Source organism: Pseudomonas sp. R-28-1W-6 (assembly GCF_009799925.1).
GTDB lineage: Bacteria > Pseudomonadota > Gammaproteobacteria > Pseudomonadales > Pseudomonadaceae > Aquipseudomonas.
The window spans coordinates 25,067-43,375 of record NZ_WELK01000002.1 but is presented as its reverse complement, the minus strand read 5'-3'; the positions used below and the strand labels follow the sequence as shown (position 1 = coordinate 43,375).

Below are 18,309 nucleotides of genomic sequence, written 5' to 3'. Positions count from 1 at the left end.
CCGGTATCCGGGGTGCTTCGTGCTATCCGGCGATTGCTTGTTGTGCTGGGTGGTGGCTCGTGTGTGCGTTACCGAAGGTGGTTCGGCCGCTCTTGCGGGTTGTCCGGGTAACGCTCTGTGGGGTCAGGGAGGGTTTTTGCGCGCCCTTTTTTAGTGCGCTTGCGCAGCGGTGCGGCATTATTGTGCTCTGTGGTTGCCTGGATTCCCCGGGAGGCGGTTCACATTGGGTCGAACGGTATCAATGTCGCCGCAGTTGGGGTGTGCTGCCTTTGCGGGGAGCTGGTGCATGGCCGTTGGTCTGCCTTGATTTGGCGCGTTTGGCCTGCGGCTGTGCGTCTGGGTGAACTGGCGCGATTCTCCCGTTATCCTTGTCGCCTAAGTCCGCGTGGACTCTTGTTCGAGGAAGGCCTGCGATGTTTACCCTGGATTCGCGTTTGCAGCAGGACACCCTGCCGATCGGCGATTTTCCCCTCTGCCGTCTTTTGTTGATGAATGATGCCAATTATCCCTGGTTCATCCTGGTGCCCCGGCGCGAGGAGGTCAGCGAGCTGTTCCAGCTCGATATGGCCGACCAGCAGGCGCTCTGGCTGGAGACCACGCGTCTGGCGGAGACGCTCAAGGATGTGTTCGTGGCCGACAAGATGAACGTGGCCACGCTGGGCAATGTGGTCAGCCAGCTGCACATGCATGTGATCGTGCGCCGCCGCGAGGATGCGGCCTGGCCCGCTCCGGTATGGGGCAAGCATCCGGCGAAGGCCTATAGCGCCGAGCAGATCGCGGCGGTGCGCGAGCGCCTGCGCCTGGTGCTGGCGGCCGACTTCCGTTTTGCCGAGGAGTGAGGCATGAGCCTGGAACAGCGAATCATTGAGCTGGAAAGCCGTCAGGCCTTCCAAGATGACACCATTGCCGCCCTCAACGATGTGCTGGTCGAGCAGCAGCGTGTGGTCGAGCGTTTGCAATTGCAGCTGGCGGCCCTGGCGCGCCGCCAGGAAGAGATGCAGGGGCAGTTCGGTATGGAGGAAGGCGAGGCGCCGCCTCCGCATTATTGATATCCATGAAAAAAGCCCGCACTTGGCGGGCTTTTTTCTGCGTGTCGACTCAGCGGCGACTGGGCAGGGCGGCAATCACGTCTTCGGCCTGCAGGCCTTTGTCACGCTGCATGACCGAGAACTCCACGCGCTGCCCTTCGACCAGGATGCGGTGGCCTTCGCCGCGGATCGCCCGGAAGTGCACGAAGATGTCGTCGCCGCTATCACGGGAAATGAAGCCGAAGCCCTTGGAGGTGTTGAACCACTTAACGGTGCCGGTTTCGCGATCGCCGAAGTCCTGGCCGGCGGCGACTTGCCGCGGGCGGCGCAGGTTGCAGTTGATCGCCAGGTGCACGGCCACGGCCAGTACCAGGGTGGCCAGGCTTAGCAGGATGGCCGGCTGGCCGCCGATCAGTGGCAGCGGGGCCAGCAGGATCAGGGCTTGCAGTACCACGGCGAGCACCAGCAGGGCCGATATAAGTGGCTGCAGTTGGCTGCGGCTGCCCGGCTGGCGGGTCGGCAGCAGCGGGGCGACTAGCAGGTTGCTCAGGCCGAGCAGGGCCAGGTACAGCGCATCGGCTTGTTGCAGGTAGGGCAGGGCTTCGGGGTGCAGGCTGGGGATGAAGGACAGCAGCAGGGCGGCAACGCCCGTAAACAGATGGACGATCTTTAACATGCTCAATGAACTCACTGTTAACAGCTGGCAATAAAAGGAAGAGCGGGGTGGTGCGGGGTGCCCTGATGAGGATTGGGCCATAGCGGCGCACGCACTCGCCTATGCCGCGGCAGCGCCAGGCTGCCGGGAGCACGGGGCGTATTTAACCGCAAAGCGGAGGGCTACTCAAATCAAGCGCTTAGCGCCGCTTCCGGGGTGGCGGGGTGGATCTGGTTGCGGCCGTTGCGCTTGGCCTGGTACAGCGCGTCATCGGCCCGGGTCAGTAGGCTTTCGAAGGTATCGCCCTTGCAGGCCAGGGCTAGGCCGAAAGAGGCGGTGACGGTGTCGAGGATCTTGTCGGTACTGCGCACCTTGATGCGCAGGGCCTGGACCTTCAGGCGCAACTGCTCGGCGAAGGCGTGGGCACTGTGCAGGTCGAAGCAGTCGCGCAGGATCACGCAGAACTCTTCGCCGCCGTAGCGGGCGGCGATGCCGCGGGCCGGCAGCAGGTCGCGCAGCAGTTGCCCGACATGTTGCAGGACACGATCACCCAGCGGGTGGCCGTACTGGTCGTTGAACTGCTTGAAGTGGTCGATATCCAGCATGATCAGGGCCAGGCCCTGGGTGTCGTTGGCCAGCGCCTGCTCGAGCAGACGGGTGAAGGCGTGGCGGTTGAACACGTTGGTCAGGCTGTCCAGAGTGGCGGCGATGTGCGCTCGCTCCAGCTGGCTGCGCAGGTGCTGGATCTCCGTTTGTGCGGCACGCAGGCGGTAGAGGAATTTCTCCTGCTGTTCCTGCATCTCCTGGGTGCTCTGCTGCAGATCGCTGAGGACGCTGGGCAGGTCTTCCACGACCGGCTCCTGCAGGGCGGCCAGGCCGAGGCTGAGGCTGGCCTGGTAGTGCTGGCTGCCGCTGACGCTATGGGATACGTCGATTTCGATATCGTCGACCAGTTCGAGCACCTGCTGCTGCCCGGCGCGAGCCTCTTCCAGTTCTCCGCGAATGACGAAGTCGCGAAACAGTTTGGCCGCGCTTTCCGGCGGGAAGCTGTCGAAATCCTTGACGATCTTGTCCAAGCGGCGGTTCAGGTCCGGCTCCGAGCCGCGGCTGTAGGTGTACCACAGCGCATAGTGCATGGGGTTGGGCGGGATATCGTGGCGCATCATCAGCGGCACGGCCTGCTTCAGAATGGCGGCAGCCTCGCGGGTCTCTTCCGGATAGAGTTCGAGAATCGAGGGGGCTTTCGGCGGCTGGCTCATGCACGTCACTGTGGCTGTGGGGCGAATAGGCAGAGATTAGAGTAGACAGGCGTCGCGCGCCTGGCAAAAGGCCCGGTTTGGCTGGGCCTCTGCGGGTGTGCGGAGAATATCAGGCGGCCAGCAGGCTGCGCAGCATCCAGGCGGTTTTTTCATGCACTTGCATGCGCTGGGTCAGTAAATCGGCGGTGGGTTCGTCGCTGACCTTCTCCAGTAGCGGGAAAATCCCGCGGGCGGTGCGCACCACGGCTTCCTGACCTTGCACCAGCAGGGTGATCATGTCCTGGGCATTGGGCACGCCTTCGTCTTCCTTGATCGACGACAGGCGGGCGTAGGCAGCATAGGTGCCGGGCGCCGGGAAGCCGAGGGCGCGGATGCGTTCGGCGATCAGGTCGACGGCCAGGGCCAGTTCGGTGTACTGCGCCTCGAACATCAGGTGCAGGGTGTTGAACATCGGGCCGGTCACGTTCCAATGGAAGTTGTGGGTTTTCAGGTACAGGGTGTAGGTGTCCGCGAGCAGGCGGGACAGGCCCTCGGCAATGGCGGCGCGATCCTGTTCGGCTATGCCGATGTTGATTTCCATGCCTTGCTTCTCCTTTCAGGTTGTCGGGGTTGTGTGCTCCCCTTGATGCAAGGAGCCTATCACAGGGGGCTACCCGGTCGACCCTGGCTTATGTCAATGGATTCGATGCCTTATGCCTATGGCGCGGGCGGTGCTGGCCGTTTCACAAGTGGGCCAGCTGCGGGCGCTGCTGCAGGGTGCGGTTGAATACTTCGACCCAGTAAGGACTGAACTGTTTGCCGGCCTGGTTGTTGATTTCCAGGATGGCGCGCAGGCGCGGGCGCTTGCTCAGGGTCTGGTGGGCGCGCTCGTGGGTGCGCGCATCGAAGGTGTCGACGATGCCGAGGATCAGTGCGCCGGGGTGGATCTCGGCTTCCAGCAGGCCCTTCGGGTAGCCATTGCCATCGGCATGCTCCTGGTGCTGCAGAATGATCTCGGCGGCGCTGGTCCAGGCCGGCATGCGTCTGAGCAGGTCGCAGCCCAGGCGCGGATGGGCTTGCAGCTGCCGGCGCTCCTCGCGGGTCAGTGGCTCGGTCTTGTGCAGCAGTTCGAGGGGCAGGAATGCCATGCCCAGGTCATGCAGGCACACGGCGGCAGCAAGCTGCGCCGGCACGACCGGGGTGTCGGCGGTTTCATTCATGCTCAGGGCCAGGCTCAGCAGGCGCAGGCCGCGGCCGTGCCAGTAGTGTGAGCGCTGCTCGCCGGCCTGCATCAGTTCGCTGAAGAACAGCAGGTCGGCGTCCGCCGGGGTGGCGTGCTCGTCCAGCAGGGCGAGCAGCTGCGGCGGCCCCGGCAGCTCGACCGGCTGCAGGCGGGTGCTGGGGTCCAAGTATTGCAGCAGGGTGCGGCGGATTTCCGCCTGGCGTGTCGCCGGTGCGGCGGCCAGGGCCTGCAGGGCCTGGCACAGGCTGTTGAAGGTGTGTGGCTCGAGCGCACTGCGCGGGCCGCCCAGTGCCTCGTCGATCAGGCCGCGCAGGTGGTCGAGGCTGAGCAGGAGGATGTCGCCGAGCAGGCTGTCGAACGTCAGTTCGCCTTCGCGCAGGCGCGCCAGCACGTCTTCCATGGCCTGCGGCAGGGGCAGCAGCTGGTTGAACTCGACGTAGCCGAGGTTGCCCTTGAGCGTATGCACCACGCGGAACAGTTCGCGCAGGCGTGCGCTGTCCCGGGGTTGCTGTTCCAGCTCGATCAGCAGCTGTTCGCAGCGTGGCAACTGCTCGGTCGTCTCGAGGCGGAAGTCCTCCAGCAGGTCGCTGGACAGGTCGGCGGGGCGGGGCATGACCATGGCAGGTCTCCGCAAGGCTGGGCTGTGAGTATAGAAAGCCCTGGCGAAAGCGGTTTGGCGGGCGGCTGCGCCGGGTCGATTAACCATATATAATCCCGCCCCTTGCCCCGGATGCGGGCATGCGCCTGCCTGCTGCACCGCTGGTCGACTGCTTGACCTGCTCCGCGTCCGAATTGAAGAAAATGCTCGTCCTGGCCCTTGTGGCAAGCCCCGCGCGGCTTACGAGTGCTGTGTAAACGGCCCCGGCGCCGCCAGTTGGCCGCCCCGACGAATTCAAGACTGATTAGAGAAGCGAACCACCATCATGATGCGCAGCCACTATTGCGGCCAGTTGAACGAGAGCCTGGACGGCCAGGAAATCACCCTTTGCGGTTGGGTCCATCGTCGTCGTGACCACGGTGGCGTGATCTTCCTCGACATCCGTGACCGCGAGGGCCTGGCCCAGGTGGTGTTCGATCCGGATCGTGCCGAGACCTTCGCCAAGGCCGACCGCGTGCGCAGCGAGTATGTGGTCAAGATCACCGGCAAGGTACGCCTGCGTCCGGAAGGCGCGCGCAACGCCAACATGGCCTCCGGCGCCATCGAAGTGCTGGGCTACGAGCTGGAAGTGCTCAACGAAGCCGAGACCCCGCCGTTCCCGCTCAACGAATACACCGACGTGGGCGAGGAAACCCGCCTGCGCTACCGCTTCATCGATCTGCGTCGTCCGGAAATGGCCGAGAAGCTCAAGCTGCGTTCGCGCATCACCTCGAGCATCCGCCGCTACCTGGACGAGAATGGCTTCCTCGACGTCGAGACGCCGATTCTCACTCGTGCTACCCCGGAAGGCGCGCGCGACTACTTGGTGCCGAGTCGCACCCACGCCGGCAGTTTCTTCGCCCTGCCGCAGTCGCCGCAGCTGTTCAAGCAACTGCTGATGGTGGCCGGCTTCGACCGCTACTACCAGATCGCCAAGTGCTTCCGCGACGAAGACCTGCGCGCCGATCGCCAGCCGGAATTCACCCAGATCGACATCGAGACCAGCTTCCTCGATGAAAAAGACATCATGGGTATCACCGAAACCATGATCCGCAACCTGTTCAAGGAAGTGCTGGATGTGGAGTTCGGCGAGCTGCCGCACATGACCCTGGCCGAGGCCATGCGTCGCTTCGGTTCGGACAAGCCGGACCTGCGCATCCCGCTGGAACTGGTGGACGTCGCCGATCAGCTGAAAGAAGTCGACTTCAAGGTGTTCAGCGGCCCGGCCAACGATCCCAAGTGCCGCATCGCCGCCCTGCGCGTACCGGGCGCTGGCAGCATGCCGCGCAAGCAGATCGACGACTACACCAAGTTCGTCGGCAACTACGGTGCCAAGGGCCTGGCCTACATCAAGGTCAACGAGCGCGCCAAGGGCGTCGAAGGCCTGCAGTCGCCGATCGTCAAGAACATCCCGGAAGCCAACCTCAACGTCATCCTCGATCGCGTTGGCGCGGTCGATGGCGACATCGTGTTCTTCGGTGCCGACAAGACCAAGATCGTCTGCGATGCCCTGGGTGCCCTGCGCATCAAGGTCGGCCACGACCTCAATCTGCTCACCTGCGAGTGGGCGCCGCTGTGGGTGGTCGACTTCCCGATGTTCGAAGAGAACGACGACGGCAGCCTGACCGCCATGCACCACCCGTTCACCGCGCCGAGCTGCAGCCCGCAGGAACTGGAAGCCAACCCGGCTACCGCCCTGTCGCGCGCCTACGACATGGTGCTCAACGGTACCGAACTGGGTGGCGGTTCGATCCGTATCCACGACAAGGCCATGCAGCAGACCGTGTTCCGCGTGCTGGGCATCAGCGAAGAAGAGCAGCAGGAGAAGTTCGGCTTCCTCCTCGATGCGCTGAAGTTCGGTGCGCCGCCCCATGGTGGTCTGGCCTTCGGTCTGGATCGCCTGGTCATGCTGATGACCGGCGCCAGCTCGATCCGCGAAGTGATCGCCTTCCCGAAGACCCAGAGCGCGGCCTGCGTCATGACCCAGGCACCTGGCATCGTCGACAACAAGGCGCTGCGCGAGCTGCACATTCGCCTGCGCGAGCAGGCCAAGGCCGAATAAGCCTGAGTGACAAGGAGCCTGGATTTGCCAGGCTCCTTGCATTTGGGTTGTCTAAAAAGTGAATTGCAACAACCGGAGTGAGTTATGGCTGGTCATTCCAAGTGGGCCAACATCAAGCACCGCAAAGGGCGTCAGGACGCCAAGCGCGGCAAGATCTTCACCAAGCTGATTCGTGAGCTGACCGTTGCGGCCAAGCATGGCGGCCTGTTGCCGGCGGACAATCCGCGCCTGCGCCTGGCGGTGGACAAGGCGCTGACCGCCAACATGTCCCGTGACGTGATCGATCGGGCCATCGCCCGCGGCGCCGGCAACAACGAAGCCGACAACGTCGTCGAATTCAGCTACGAAGGCTATGCGCCCAGCGGCGTAGCGATCATCGTCGAGGTCATGACCGACAACCGCAACCGCACCGCGGCCGAAGTTCGCCATGCCTTCAGCAAGTGCGGCGGCAACCTGGGTACCGATGGCTCGGTGGCCTACATGTTCGAGCGCAAGGGGCAGATCAGCTTTGCTCCGGGTGTCAACGAAGATGCCTTGATGGAGGCAGCGCTGGAAGCCGGTGCCGATGACGTGGAGATGGGCGAGGACGGTTCCGCGCTGGTCTCCACCAGCTTTGCCGAGTTCCTCGCGGTCAACGAGGCGCTGACGGCGGCCGGGTTCAAGGGCGAGGAGGCGGAAATCGCCATGATCCCCTCGATCAGTGCGCCGGTGGCCGATCTGGAAACCGCGAAGAAGGTCATGAAGCTGATCGACATGCTGGAGGACCTCGATGATGTGCAGGAGGTCTATCACAACGCGGAAATTCCCGACGAGATCATGGAGCAGTTGGACTGATCTTTTGCGTGGGTAACAAGCCGGAAGTCGCCCCAGGCGCTTCCGGCTTTTTTATCTGTGCGGGCTGGGTGGCGGCGTAGGTAGTCGGCCCGTATACTTCCGAGCTGGATAAATAGACAGTGTGGCGGCGCTTGCCGGCACCCGGAGCGAACGGCAGGGCATGACGCTGATTTTGGGTATCGACCCCGGCTCACGTATCACCGGTTACGGCGTGGTGCGCGACACCGGTCGCGGCTGCGAGTATGTCGCCTCGGGCTGCATCCGCACCGGCAACGGCCCGTTGCCCGAGCGCCTGCAGATCGTCTTTCGCGGGGTGAGCGAGGTGATTCGCCTGCACGGGCCGGTGACCATGGGCATCGAGCAGGTGTTCATGGCGAAGAACGCCGACTCGGCGCTCAAGCTCGGTCAGGCCCGCGGCGCGGCGATAGTCGCCGGGGTGGAGGCGGGCCTGGAGATCAGCGAGTACACCGCCACCCAGGTCAAGCAGGCGATTGCCGGCACCGGCGGGGCGGACAAGCAGCAGGTGCAGATGATGGTCATGCACCTGCTCAAGCTGGTGCAGAAGCCGCAGATCGATGCCTCCGATGCCCTGGCCATCGCCCTGTGTCACGCCCACCATCGGCAAAGCCTGATTCCCCATGGCCTGGCTGGCGCCAAGCGGCGCGGCGGCCGCCTGCGCCTGTAATAGATAGAAGGAAGACAAGTCGTGATCGGACGCCTGAGAGGCACCCTGGCGGAAAAGCAGCCGCCGCACCTGCTGGTCGATGTGAATGGCGTCGGCTACGAGCTGGAAGTGCCGATGACCACGCTGTATCGCCTGCCGTCACTGGGCGAGCCGGTGACCCTGCACACCCACCTGGTGGTGCGCGAGGATGCCCATCTGCTCTACGGTTTTGCCGAGAAGCGCGAGCGCGAGCTGTTTCGCGAGCTGATCCGCTTGAATGGTGTCGGCCCCAAGCTGGCACTGGCGCTGATGTCCGGTCTGGAAGTGGACGAATTGGTGCGCTGCGTGCAGGCCGGCGATACCTCGACCCTGGTGAAAGTCCCAGGTGTCGGCAAGAAAACCGCCGAACGCCTGCTGGTCGAACTGAAAGATCGCTTCAAGGCCTGGGAAACCGTGCCGTCCATCGCCACCCTGGTGGTGGAACCCCGTGCCGGCGTGGCAGTCTCAAGCGCGGAGAGTGACGCCGTGAGCGCGCTGATTTCCCTCGGCTTCAAGCCGCAGGAGGCCAGCAAGGCCGTGGCTGCGGTGCAGGAAGACGGCCTCTCCAGTGAAGAGTTGATTCGCCGTGCCCTTAAAGGAATGGTTTAACCCGTGATTGAAGCCGACCGCCTGATAACCGCCAGTGGCCGCGAGCGCGACGAGCAACTGGATCGCGCCATCCGCCCCTTGTCGCTGGCCGACTATATCGGCCAGCCCAGCGTGCGCGAGCAGATGGAGCTGTTTATCCAGGCCGCCAGGGGGCGTTCGGAAGCGCTGGACCACACCCTGATCTTCGGTCCACCCGGCCTGGGCAAGACCACCCTGGCCAACATCATCGCCCAGGAAATGGGTGTGTCGATCAAGAGTACCTCCGGGCCGGTGCTGGAGCGCCCGGGCGATCTGGCTGCGCTGCTGACCAATCTGGAAGCCGGCGACGTACTGTTCATCGACGAGATTCATCGTCTGTCGCCGATTGTCGAGGAAGTGCTGTACCCGGCCATGGAGGACTTCCAGCTCGACATCATGATCGGCGAGGGCCCGGCCGCTCGCTCGATCAAGCTGGATCTGCCGCCATTCACCCTGGTCGGTGCCACCACTCGGGCCGGCATGCTGACCAATCCGTTGCGTGATCGCTTCGGCATCGTCCAGCGCCTGGAGTTCTATTCCAGTGCCGACCTGGCGACCATCGTCAGCCGCTCCGCCAGCATTCTCGGCCTGGCCCTAGATGCCGAAGGCGCCTTCGAGATCGCCCGGCGTGCCCGGGGGACGCCGCGTATTGCCAATCGCCTGCTGCGTCGGGTGCGCGATTTCGCCGAGGTGCGCGCCGGTGGGCAGATCAGTCGTGGCGTGGCCGATCAGGCGCTGAACATGCTGGATGTCGATGAGCGTGGCTTCGATCACCAGGACCGGCGTCTACTGCTGGCCATGATCGACAGGTTCGACGGCGGGCCGGTCGGCATCGACAACCTGGCTGCAGCCATCGGCGAGGAGCGCGGGACCATCGAAGATGTGCTGGAGCCCTATCTGATCCAGCAGGGGTATATCATGCGCACGCCGCGCGGACGGGTGGTGACGCGGCATGCCTACCTGCACTTCGGCCTCAATGTGCCGGGGCGCATGATCGAGGCGCCGGTTGCCGACCTGTTCGCGGGAAGCGACGAATAGTTGAAAAACAGGGGCTTGGCCAATTGGCAAGGCCGGGAGTAAGCACTAGAGTATGCGCGCGCAAATCGAGGCCCAGCCTTTTGCCCACCGTTGTCGGGTGTATTACGAAGATACCGATGCCGGCGGCATCGTTTATTACGTCAACTACCTCAAATTCATGGAGCGGGCTCGTACCGAGCGCCTGCGTGAACTGGGTTTTGCCCAGTCGACGCTGGTGGCGGAAGACCTGCTGTTCGTCGTGCATTCGGCCGAGGCGCGTTATCACGCGCCGGCCAAGCTAGACGACGAACTTTTGGTGACGGCCGATGTAATCGAGTTGAACCGTGCCAGCCTGCGCTTTCGTCAACAGGTCAGGCGGGTCACGGACAAGGCGCTGCTCTGTGAAGGGCAGTTCGTGGTGGCCTGTGTGCGCGCCGACAGTTTGAAACCCCGGGCCATTCCCGAAGCGCTGCGAGCAGCCTTCGCCAGTGTCGCGGGTCTATCCCCTGCAGGAGAGTAAGCGTGGAAGCTAACGCCGCCGTAGACCATATGTCCATGTGGAGCCTGATCAGCAACGCCAGTTTCGTGGTGCAGCTGGTCATGCTCGTTCTGGTGGCCGCCTCGGTCACGTCGTGGATCATGATCTTCCAGCGCAGCACCATGCTGCGTGCCGCCAAGAAGTCGCTGGAAATGTTCGAGGAGCGCTTCTGGTCGGGCATCGACCTGTCCAAGCTGTACCGCCAGGCCGGCAGCAACCCGGACCCGGACTGCGGCGTGGAGCAGATCTTCCGCGCCGGCTTCAAGGAATTCTCGCGCCTGCGCCAGCAGTCCGGCGTCGATCCGGATGCGGTGATGGACGGGGTGGCGCGGGCCATGCGCGTGGCCATCTCGCGCGAGGAAGAGAAGCTCGAGCAGAGCCTGCCGTTCCTCGCCACTGTCGGCTCGACCAGTCCGTACATCGGCCTGTTCGGTACCGTGTGGGGCATCATGAACTCTTTCCGCGGCCTGGCTCAGGTGCAGCAGGCCACCCTGGCCACTGTGGCCCCGGGCATTGCCGAAGCGCTGATCGCCACCGCCATCGGCCTGTTCGCCGCGATCCCGGCGGTTATCGCCTACAACCGTTTCTCCGCGCAAGGCGAGCGTCTGATCAGCCGTTACTACACCTTCGCTGACGAGTTCCAGGCGATCCTGCACCGCAAAGTGCACACCAGCGAGGACTGAGGCTTCCCATGGCCAGAATTCGCAACAGACGCAAGCCAGTCGCCGAGATGAACGTCGTGCCCTATATCGACGTCATGCTGGTGCTGCTGGTGATCTTCATGGTGACCGCGCCGATGCTCAACCAGGGCGTCAAGGTCGACCTGCCCAAGGTTTCCAGCGAGGCCCTGCCGCAGGATAACGATGCTCGCGTGCTGACCATTTCCATCAAGGCCGACAAGACCTACTACTGGACCATGGGTTCGGAAGTCGATCCGGACCAGGGCAAGGACAGCGAAACCGCGTCTACCCTGGAGCAACTGGTGGCCGCGACCACCGGGATCATGGCCGAGAACAGTCGCCAGGGTAAGAAGGTGCAGGTCTTCGTGCGTGGCGACAAGGCGGTCGACTACGGTTCGGTGATGGCCGTGATGGGTGGCTTGCAGCAGGCCGGCGTGGGTAACGTCGGGCTGATCACCGAGGCGCCCTGATGCAGCAGAGCGCTCGCTCCTCCTCGGAAAGCTATTTCTGGCCGACCATCTGGGCCGTGGCTCTGCACGTCCTGATGTTTGCCATGCTGTTCGTCAGCTTCCACTTCGCCCCCGAGCTGCCGCCGGCCAAGCCGATCGTCCAGGCGACCCTGTATCAGCTGAAATCGCAGAGTCAGGCGACCACCCAGACCAACCAGAAGATCGCCGGCGAAGCCAAGAAGACTGCGGCGCGTCAGTACGAGGTCGAACAGCTCGAGGCGAAGAAGCAGGAACAGAAGAAGCAGGAAGCCGCGGAACAAAAGAAAGCCGAGGCGGCCAAACAGGCGGAAGTGGCCGAGAAGAAGGCTGAGGCGAAGAAGGCTGAGGAAGCCAAGAAGGCCGAGCAGAAGAAGCTCGCCGATATCGCCAAGAAGAAATCCGAGGAAGAAAAGAAGAAAGCAGCCGAGGAAGCCAAGAAAAAGGCGGCCGAGGCAGCGAAGAAGAAGGCTGCGGAAGAGGCCAAGAAGAAAGCGGCAGCCGAAGCGGCCAAGAAAAAGGCCCAGGAAGCGGCGCGCAAGGCGGCCGAGGACAAGAAGGCGCAGGCCCTGGCCGAGCTGTTGTCCGATACCACCGAGCGCCAGCAGGCGCTGGCCGACGAGGTCGGTGACCAGGTCGCGGGTAACTTCGATGACCTGATTCGCCAGCTGGTTTCGCAGAACTGGAGCCGACCACCGACTGCCCGTAACGGGATGAGCGTAGTGGTGCAGATCAACATGCTGCCCGATGGCACCATTACCAATGCGACGGTGGCCAAGTCCAGTGGTGATACGGCGTTCGACAATTCGGCGGTAACTGCCGTGCGCAACGTGGGTCGTATCGTGGAAATGCAGGGTGTGAGTCCGGCGGACTTCGCTCCCTATCGTTCGTTTAAGATGACCTTTACACCAGAGGATCTGGACCTGTGATCACTATCCTTCGAGGCTTGCTCGTCGTTCTCTGCTGCGTGGCCGGTCTGGCCGTGGCCGAGGAGAAGAACATCCGGATTACCACCGGCTCCGACCGGGCCATTCCGATTGCCGTGGTGCCGTTCGGCTGGACCGGCGGCACCGTGTTGCCCGAGGACATGGCCACCATCATCGGCAATGACCTGCGCAACTCGGGCATGTACGAGCCGATTCCGCGGCAGAACATGATCAGCCTGCCGACCCAGGCCGGCGAGATCATCTACCGCGACTGGCAGGCCCTGGGTGCCCAGTACATCCTGGTCGGCAGCATCGCGCCGGCCGGTGGTCGCCTGCAGGTGCAGTTCGCCCTGTTCAACGTGGCGACCCAGCAGCAGATCGTCGCCGGCACCGTTGGCGGTACCCCGGACCAGTTGCGCGACATGGCCCACCATGTGGCCGACCAGTCGTTCGAGAAGCTGACCGGCATCAAGGGCGCCTATTCGACCAAAATGCTCTACGTCACCGCCGAGCGCTTTTCGGTCAACAATACCCGCTACACCCTGCAGCGCTCCGACTACGACGGTGCCCGCGGCGTGACCCTGCTGCAGTCGCGCGAGCCGATCCTGTCGCCGCGCTATGCACCGGATGGCCGGCGCATCGCCTATGTGTCGTTCGAGCAGCGTCGTCCGCGCATCTTCATCCAGCACATCGACACCGGTCGCCGCGAGCAGATCACCAACTTCCAGGGCCTGAACGGTGCGCCGGCCTGGTCGCCGGACGGCAATCGCCTGGCGTTCGTGCTGTCCAAGGACGGCAACCCGGAAATCTACGTGATGAACCTCGGCAGCCGTCAGCTGCAGCGCGTGACCAATCACTATGCCATCGATACCGAACCCTTCTGGGGCAAGGACGGCCAGACCCTGTATTTCACCTCGGACCGTGCCGGCAAACCGCAGATCTACAAGCAGAACATTGCCGGCGGCGAGGCGCAGCGCGTGACCTTCACCGGCAACTACAACGCCAACCCGAAACTCTCGGCGGACGAGAAGACCCTGGTGATGATCCATCGTCAGGATGGCTTCACCAACTTCAAGGTGGCGGCCCAGGACCTGGTAACCAGCCGTTTGCGCATCCTTTCGGAAACCAGCCTGGACGATTCGCCTACTGTCGCGCCCAATGGCACCATGTTAATCTACGCCACCCGCCAGCAGGGCCGTGGAGTACTGATGCTCGTGTCTACCAACGGGCGTGTCAGGCTCCCGATTCCCACCGCACAAGGTGATGTCCGGGAACCGTCCTGGTCTCCTTACCTGAACTGATGCGGTAACAACAATCTCGCTTTAAACACACCTAGAAATCATTAGGAGTTACACCATGGAAATGCTGAAATTTGGCAAGTTTGCCGCTCTGGGCCTGGCTCTGGCCGTGGCTGTTGGTTGCTCGTCCAAAGGCGGCGACAACGCTGGCGAAGGCGCTGTTGACCCGAACGCCGGCTACAACGCCAACGGCAACGTCGACGGTTCCCTGAGCGAAGAAGCCGCTCTGCGCGCCATCACCACCTTCTACTTCGAATACGACAGCTCCGACCTGAAGCCGGAAGCCATGCGCGCCCTCGACGTACACGCCAAGGACCTGAAAGGCAACGGCGCTCGCGTCGTTCTGGAAGGCCACACCGACGAGCGCGGTACCCGCGAGTACAACATGGCTCTGGGCGAGCGTCGCGCCAATGCCGTTCAGCGCTACCTGGTTCTGCAGGGCGTTTCCCCGGCTCAGCTGGAACTGGTTTCCTACGGCGAAGAGCGTCCGGTTGCCACTGGCAGCGAAGAGCAGTCCTGGGCGCAAAACCGTCGCGTCGAACTGCGTAAGTAATTCGCCATGCGCAAGTGCCTTCGTGTCGTGACCTCTCTGGCTCTCGCCCTGCCGCTCGCGGCAGTGGCCGAGGTTCCCGTGGTGGATAGTAGTGCCGGCTACGGTACTAGCAGTTATCCGCCGGTGGGTTATGGCACGAATGGCGCCTACGCTGGGGGCGGGGCAGCTGCCCCGGCCTCGGCGCAGGGTGAGCTGTTCATGCAACTGCAACAGATGCAGCAGGAAATTGCCCAGCTGCGTGGCATGGTTGAAGAGCAGCAGAACCAGATCGAGAGCCTCAAGCAGGAAAGCTTGTCGCGTTATCAGGACCTGGACAGCCGTCTGGCTGGTGGTGCCGCAGGCGCCGCAGCTCCTACCCAGAATTCTCCAGCCGCTGGCGCGATCAATGCCGGCGCTGATCCAACGGCTCCGGCCCAGCAGGCTCCTGCTGCGCCAGCCAGCAATGAACCGGCCGACCCGGCGAAGGAAAAGCTGTATTACGACGCTGCCTTCGACCTGATCAAGGCCAAGGATTTCGACAAGGCCAGCCAGGCCTTCGCCGCCTTCCTGCGCAAGTACCCGAACAGCCAGTATGCCGGCAACGCGCAGTATTGGCTGGGCGAGGTCAACCTGGCCAAGGGCGACCTGCAGGGCGCCGGCAAGGCCTTCGCCCAGGTCAGCGTGACCTATCCGACCCATGCCAAGGTGCCTGATTCGCTGTTCAAGCTGGCCGATGTCGAGCAGCGCCTGGGCAATACCGAAAAAGCCAAGGGCATCCTGCGCCAGCTGATCGCGCAGTTCCCCGGCTCCTCGGCGGCTCAGTTGGCCCAGCGCGACCTGCAGCGCCTGCCCTGATCGAGCGCTGTACTGGTCATAAAACCCGCGCTTGTCGCGGGTTTTTTATGCCTGGCTCTCCGTGGCGGCCAGCCATCGGGCCGTCGCCTGCGCGACGTTAAAAATGTCTCGCGGAATTTTTTTCGTTTAGAATCGCCTCCCCCTTTCCCGCAACGGAGGCGGATGGCCTGTTTCGCCGTCACGCCCGGTGCCGATATGCAAGAAACCCTGCGCATTACCGAGATTTTCTACTCGTTGCAGGGCGAAACGCGCACCAGTGGCCTGCCCACTGTGTTCGTTCGCCTGACCGGCTGCCCGCTGCGCTGCCAGTACTGCGACACCGCCTACGCCTTCAGTGGTGGCGAAATCATCAGCCTGGACGCCATCTGCGCCCAGGTTGCCAGCTACAAGCCGCGCTACGTCTGTGTCACCGGCGGTGAGCCGCTGGCCCAGCCCAACTGCATCCCACTGCTGCAGCGCCTGTGCGATGCCGGCTATCAGGTGTCGCTGGAGACCAGTGGCGCCCTGGATATCTCCGCTACCGACCCGCGCGTTAGTCGCGTGGTCGATCTGAAGACCCCGGGTTCGGCGGAAGTCTCGCGCAATCTGTACAGCAATCTGGATCAGCTGACCCGCAACGATCAGGTCAAGTTCGTCATCTGCTCGCGCGAGGACTACGACTGGGCCGTGTCCAAGCTGATCGAGTACCGCCTCGACCAGCGTGCCGGCGAAGTGCTGTTCTCGCCCAGCCACCAGCAGGTCAATGCCCGTGAGCTGGCGCAGTGGATAGTCGCCGACAACCTGCCGGTACGCTTCCAGCTGCAGCTGCACAAGCTGCTGTGGAACGACGAGCCCGGCCACTGATTCGAGGATACCGATATGAGCGACAAGAAAGCCGTCGTGCTGCTGTCCGGCGGCCTCGATTCCGCCACCATCCTGGCCCAGGCCAAGGCCGCGGGCTTTGCCTGCTATAGCATGAGTTTCGACTATGGCCAGCGCCACCGCGCCGAGCTGCAGGCGGCCGAGCGGGTGGCGGCGCAGCTGGGCGTGGTCGAGCACAAGGTGGTCGGCCTCAATCTCAACGGCATCGGCGGTTCGGCCCTGACCGACAGCTCGATTGCGGTACCGGAAGGCCCCACCGAAGGCATTCCGGTGACCTATGTGCCGGCCCGCAACACGGTGTTCCTGGCCCTGGCCCTGGGCTGGGCCGAGGTACTGGGGGCGCACGACATCTTCATCGGGGTCAATGCGGTCGACTATTCCGGTTACCCGGATTGCCGTCCCGAGTTCATCGCCGCGTTCGAGCGGGTGGCCAACCTGGCGACCCGTGAAGGCGTGGAGGGCGAGGGCTTCCGCATCCAGGCGCCGCTGCAGGCCCTGAGCAAGGCGCAGATAGTGGCGATCGGCATGCAGCTCGGCGTCGATTACGGGCTGACGGTGTCCTGCTATCAGGCCGATGACGAGGGGCGCGCCTGCGGCAAATGCGACAGCTGCCGGCTGCGCGCCGCGGGCTTCAGCGCCGCCGGTGTGGCCGATCCGACCCGCTATTGCTAAAGTTTTTTTGCGAGGGTGTTGATTTCCTGAATTAAATCAGTATCATGCGCTCCGCATCGGGTCGTTAGCTCAGTTGGTAGAGCAGTTGGCTTTTAACCAATTGGTCGTAGGTTCGAATCCTACACGACCCACCAAACTACAAAAGAGCCAGTCGCAAGACTGGCTTTTTTTATGCCCGGGCAAAATGTGCCGGGTGCTTTCGCCGCCCCTGGAGTTGCACCCGGCGCCGGCTATCTGCCGTTCTAGGGCTTCCAGCGTGAATGGTATACTGGCCACTCGCGTACCAGCGCCCGCAGGTTTGATCACTATGACGCACATTTCCGAACGCCTTTTGGTTCAAGCGCATCTCGATGCCAAACAGCCCGTATCGCTGACGCCCGAGCAGGAAGCCTTCTATCGCAGCGAGATCGCCGCCGAGCTGAAGAAGCAGAATGCCGTGCTGGTGGCGCACTACTACTGCGATCCGGTGATCCAGGCCCTGGCCGAGGAAACCGGCGGCTGCGTCTCCGACTCCCTGGAAATGGCCCGCTTCGGCAACCAGCACCCGGCGCAGACCGTGGTGGTGGCTGGGGTCAAGTTCATGGGCGAGACGGCGAAGATCCTCAACCCGGAAAAGCGCGTGCTGATGCCGACCCTAGAAGCCACCTGCTCGCTCGACCTGGGTTGCCCGGTGGACGAGTTCTCGGCCTTCTGCGACCAGCATCCGGAGCGTACCGTGGTGGTCTATGCCAACACCTCGGCGGCGGTGAAGGCGCGCGCCGACTGGGTGGTGACCTCCAGTTGCGCCCTGGAAATCGTCGAAAGCCTGATGGATAACGGCGAAACCATCCTCTGGGCGCCGGACCAGCACCTGGGCCGTTACATCCAGCGCGAGACCGGTGCCGACATGCTGCTGTGGGACGGTGCCTGCATCGTCCACGAGGAGTTCAAGGCCAAGCAGCTGCATGACATGAAGGCGCTGTATCCGGATGCCGCCGTGCTGGTGCACCCGGAGTCGCCGGAGGCGGTGATCGAGCTGGCCGACGCGGTGGGCTCCACCAGCCAGCTGATCAAGGCGGCTCAGACCCTGCCGAACCAGACCTTCATCGTCGCCACCGACCGCGGCATCTTCTACAAGATGCAGCAGCTGTGCCCGGACAAGGTGTTCATCGAGGCGCCGACCGCCGGCAATGGCGCCGCCTGCCGCAGCTGCGCGCATTGCCCGTGGATGGCCATGAACACCCTGCAGCGCACCTTGCAGTGCCTGCGCGAGGGCAGCAACGAGATCCTGGTGGAGCCTGCGCTGATTCCGCGGGCGATCAAGCCGCTCAAGCGCATGCTGGACTTCACCCAGGCGGCGCGCCTGAAGCTCTCCGGTAACGCCTGAATTGCAGGCAGAAAAAAGCCCGGCATTGCCGGGCTTTTTTCTGCGCGTCTGA

21 protein-coding genes and 1 tRNA gene are annotated in these 18,309 nt (G+C 63.4%); 18 read left to right on the top strand and 4 right to left on the bottom strand.

Features of this window, described 5'->3' with window-relative positions; translation table 11 throughout:
* The first annotated feature begins 413 nt into the window (after positions 1 to 413).
* Together F3I62_RS04405 and F3I62_RS04400 are read left to right on the top strand one after the other, a co-directional pair.
* On the top strand, positions 414 to 839 hold the full coding sequence (locus tag F3I62_RS04405; RefSeq protein WP_160488480.1) for an HIT domain-containing protein: 426 nt from the start codon (positions 414 to 416) through the stop codon (positions 837 to 839).
* 3 nt (positions 840 to 842) lie between these two features.
* Positions 843 to 1,049, top strand: coding sequence for a SlyX family protein (locus F3I62_RS04400; protein ID WP_160488479.1), 207 nt, complete (start codon positions 843 to 845; stop codon positions 1,047 to 1,049).
* A 49-nt stretch (positions 1,050 to 1,098) separates the two neighbouring features.
* On the opposite strand, the gene F3I62_RS20480 is transcribed toward F3I62_RS04400, so the two are convergent.
* From F3I62_RS20480 to F3I62_RS04380, 4 genes are all read right to left on the bottom strand, one after another.
* Positions 1,099 to 1,704, bottom strand: coding sequence for a cold-shock protein (locus F3I62_RS20480; RefSeq protein ID WP_160488478.1), 606 nt, complete (start codon positions 1,702 to 1,704; stop codon positions 1,099 to 1,101).
* Between the two features lie 170 nt (positions 1,705 to 1,874).
* Complete coding sequence (locus tag F3I62_RS04390; RefSeq protein WP_160488477.1) at positions 1,875 to 2,942, bottom strand: GGDEF domain-containing protein; 1,068 nt, start codon at positions 2,940 to 2,942, stop codon at positions 1,875 to 1,877.
* Positions 2,943 to 3,051: 109 nt separating this feature from the next.
* A complete protein-coding gene (locus F3I62_RS04385) occupies positions 3,052 to 3,522 on the bottom strand; it encodes a Dps family protein (RefSeq protein WP_160488476.1) in 471 nt (156 codons plus the stop codon).
* Between the two features lie 142 nt (positions 3,523 to 3,664).
* Positions 3,665 to 4,783 carry an HD-GYP domain-containing protein gene (locus F3I62_RS04380; protein WP_160488475.1) on the bottom strand — a complete coding sequence of 373 codons (1,119 nt, stop codon included), beginning with the start codon at positions 4,781 to 4,783 and terminating at the stop codon, positions 3,665 to 3,667.
* Positions 4,784 to 5,087: 304 nt separating this feature from the next.
* Here F3I62_RS04380 and aspS point away from each other — a divergent pair, with 304 nt between their 5' ends.
* From aspS to nadA, 16 genes are all read left to right on the top strand, one after another.
* Positions 5,088 to 6,863 carry an aspartate--tRNA ligase gene (aspS, locus tag F3I62_RS04375; RefSeq protein ID WP_160488474.1) on the top strand — a complete coding sequence of 592 codons (1,776 nt, stop codon included), beginning with the start codon at positions 5,088 to 5,090 and terminating at the stop codon, positions 6,861 to 6,863.
* Positions 6,864 to 6,947: 84 nt separating this feature from the next.
* A complete protein-coding gene (locus tag F3I62_RS04370) occupies positions 6,948 to 7,697 on the top strand; it encodes a YebC/PmpR family DNA-binding transcriptional regulator (protein ID WP_160488473.1) in 750 nt (249 codons plus the stop codon).
* A gap of 160 nt (positions 7,698 to 7,857) precedes the next feature.
* Positions 7,858 to 8,382, top strand: coding sequence for a crossover junction endodeoxyribonuclease RuvC (gene ruvC / locus F3I62_RS04365; protein ID WP_160488472.1), 525 nt, complete (start codon positions 7,858 to 7,860; stop codon positions 8,380 to 8,382).
* A gap of 21 nt (positions 8,383 to 8,403) precedes the next feature.
* A complete protein-coding gene (ruvA, locus tag F3I62_RS04360; protein WP_160488471.1) occupies positions 8,404 to 9,009 on the top strand; it encodes a Holliday junction branch migration protein RuvA in 606 nt (201 codons plus the stop codon).
* A 3-nt stretch (positions 9,010 to 9,012) separates the two neighbouring features.
* The gene (ruvB, locus tag F3I62_RS04355) at positions 9,013 to 10,065 is read left to right on the top strand and encodes a Holliday junction branch migration DNA helicase RuvB (RefSeq protein ID WP_160488470.1); all 1,053 of its coding nucleotides are present in this window, start codon (positions 9,013 to 9,015) and stop codon (positions 10,063 to 10,065) included.
* A 52-nt stretch (positions 10,066 to 10,117) separates the two neighbouring features.
* Positions 10,118 to 10,564: a tol-pal system-associated acyl-CoA thioesterase gene (gene ybgC, locus F3I62_RS04350; protein ID WP_160488469.1), complete on the top strand. Its 447-nt coding sequence runs from the start codon at positions 10,118 to 10,120 to the stop codon at positions 10,562 to 10,564.
* Between the two features lie 2 nt (positions 10,565 to 10,566).
* Positions 10,567 to 11,265, top strand: coding sequence for a protein TolQ (gene tolQ, locus F3I62_RS04345; protein ID WP_160488468.1), 699 nt, complete (start codon positions 10,567 to 10,569; stop codon positions 11,263 to 11,265).
* Positions 11,266 to 11,273: 8 nt separating this feature from the next.
* Positions 11,274 to 11,732, top strand: a complete 459-nt coding sequence (tolR, locus tag F3I62_RS04340; protein ID WP_160488467.1) for a protein TolR — start codon at positions 11,274 to 11,276, stop codon at positions 11,730 to 11,732.
* Positions 11,729 to 12,676: a cell envelope integrity protein TolA gene (gene tolA / locus F3I62_RS04335; RefSeq protein ID WP_160489015.1), complete on the top strand. Its 948-nt coding sequence runs from the start codon at positions 11,729 to 11,731 to the stop codon at positions 12,674 to 12,676. Before tolR ends, tolA begins: the two co-directional genes overlap by 4 nt.
* Positions 12,673 to 13,974, top strand: a complete 1,302-nt coding sequence (tolB, locus tag F3I62_RS04330; RefSeq protein WP_160488466.1) for a Tol-Pal system beta propeller repeat protein TolB — start codon at positions 12,673 to 12,675, stop codon at positions 13,972 to 13,974. The genes tolA and tolB overlap by 4 nt, the downstream gene beginning before the upstream one ends.
* 55 nt (positions 13,975 to 14,029) lie before the next feature.
* Entirely contained in the window at positions 14,030 to 14,524 is a 495-nt protein-coding gene (gene pal / locus F3I62_RS04325; RefSeq protein ID WP_160078995.1) for a peptidoglycan-associated lipoprotein Pal, read from the top strand.
* A 6-nt stretch (positions 14,525 to 14,530) separates the two neighbouring features.
* Positions 14,531 to 15,358, top strand: a complete 828-nt coding sequence (gene ybgF, locus F3I62_RS04320; RefSeq protein ID WP_160488465.1) for a tol-pal system protein YbgF — start codon at positions 14,531 to 14,533, stop codon at positions 15,356 to 15,358.
* A gap of 195 nt (positions 15,359 to 15,553) precedes the next feature.
* On the top strand, positions 15,554 to 16,201 hold the full coding sequence (gene queE, locus F3I62_RS04315; protein WP_160488464.1) for a 7-carboxy-7-deazaguanine synthase QueE: 648 nt from the start codon (positions 15,554 to 15,556) through the stop codon (positions 16,199 to 16,201).
* A 15-nt stretch (positions 16,202 to 16,216) separates the two neighbouring features.
* Positions 16,217 to 16,891 (top strand): 7-cyano-7-deazaguanine synthase QueC, encoded by a 675-nt coding sequence (gene queC / locus F3I62_RS04310; RefSeq protein WP_160488463.1) that lies wholly within the window; start codon positions 16,217 to 16,219, stop codon positions 16,889 to 16,891.
* 58 nt (positions 16,892 to 16,949) lie between these two features.
* Positions 16,950 to 17,025, top strand: a tRNA-Lys gene (locus tag F3I62_RS04305).
* A gap of 173 nt (positions 17,026 to 17,198) precedes the next feature.
* Positions 17,199 to 18,257 carry a quinolinate synthase NadA gene (gene nadA, locus F3I62_RS04300; RefSeq protein WP_160488462.1) on the top strand — a complete coding sequence of 353 codons (1,059 nt, stop codon included), beginning with the start codon at positions 17,199 to 17,201 and terminating at the stop codon, positions 18,255 to 18,257.
* Positions 18,258 to 18,309: the final 52 nt, after the last annotated feature.

What these genes read in the sequence shown, in the direction of transcription:
- F3I62_RS04405 (WP_160488480.1), top strand. Translation starts at nt 414, where the DNA reads ATGTTTACCCTGGATTCGCGTTTGCAGCAGGACACCCTGCCGATCGGC.
- F3I62_RS04400 (WP_160488479.1), top strand. Translation starts at nt 843, where the DNA reads ATGAGCCTGGAACAGCGAATCATTGAGCTGGAAAGCCGTCAGGCCTTC.
- F3I62_RS20480 (WP_160488478.1), bottom strand. Translation starts at nt 1,704, where the DNA reads ATGTTAAAGATCGTCCATCTGTTTACGGGCGTTGCCGCCCTGCTGCTG.
- F3I62_RS04390 (WP_160488477.1), bottom strand. Translation starts at nt 2,942, where the DNA reads ATGAGCCAGCCGCCGAAAGCCCCCTCGATTCTCGAACTCTATCCGGAA.
- F3I62_RS04385 (WP_160488476.1), bottom strand. Translation starts at nt 3,522, where the DNA reads ATGGAAATCAACATCGGCATAGCCGAACAGGATCGCGCCGCCATTGCC.
- F3I62_RS04380 (WP_160488475.1), bottom strand. Translation starts at nt 4,783, where the DNA reads ATGGTCATGCCCCGCCCCGCCGACCTGTCCAGCGACCTGCTGGAGGAC.
- aspS (WP_160488474.1), top strand. Translation starts at nt 5,088, where the DNA reads ATGATGCGCAGCCACTATTGCGGCCAGTTGAACGAGAGCCTGGACGGC.
- F3I62_RS04370 (WP_160488473.1), top strand. Translation starts at nt 6,948, where the DNA reads ATGGCTGGTCATTCCAAGTGGGCCAACATCAAGCACCGCAAAGGGCGT.
- ruvC (WP_160488472.1), top strand. Translation starts at nt 7,858, where the DNA reads ATGACGCTGATTTTGGGTATCGACCCCGGCTCACGTATCACCGGTTAC.
- ybgC (WP_160488469.1), top strand. Translation starts at nt 10,118, where the DNA reads ATGCGCGCGCAAATCGAGGCCCAGCCTTTTGCCCACCGTTGTCGGGTG.
- tolR (WP_160488467.1), top strand. Translation starts at nt 11,274, where the DNA reads ATGGCCAGAATTCGCAACAGACGCAAGCCAGTCGCCGAGATGAACGTC.
- pal (WP_160078995.1), top strand. Translation starts at nt 14,030, where the DNA reads ATGGAAATGCTGAAATTTGGCAAGTTTGCCGCTCTGGGCCTGGCTCTG.
- ybgF (WP_160488465.1), top strand. Translation starts at nt 14,531, where the DNA reads ATGCGCAAGTGCCTTCGTGTCGTGACCTCTCTGGCTCTCGCCCTGCCG.
- queE (WP_160488464.1), top strand. Translation starts at nt 15,554, where the DNA reads ATGCAAGAAACCCTGCGCATTACCGAGATTTTCTACTCGTTGCAGGGC.
- queC (WP_160488463.1), top strand. Translation starts at nt 16,217, where the DNA reads ATGAGCGACAAGAAAGCCGTCGTGCTGCTGTCCGGCGGCCTCGATTCC.
- nadA (WP_160488462.1), top strand. Translation starts at nt 17,199, where the DNA reads ATGACGCACATTTCCGAACGCCTTTTGGTTCAAGCGCATCTCGATGCC.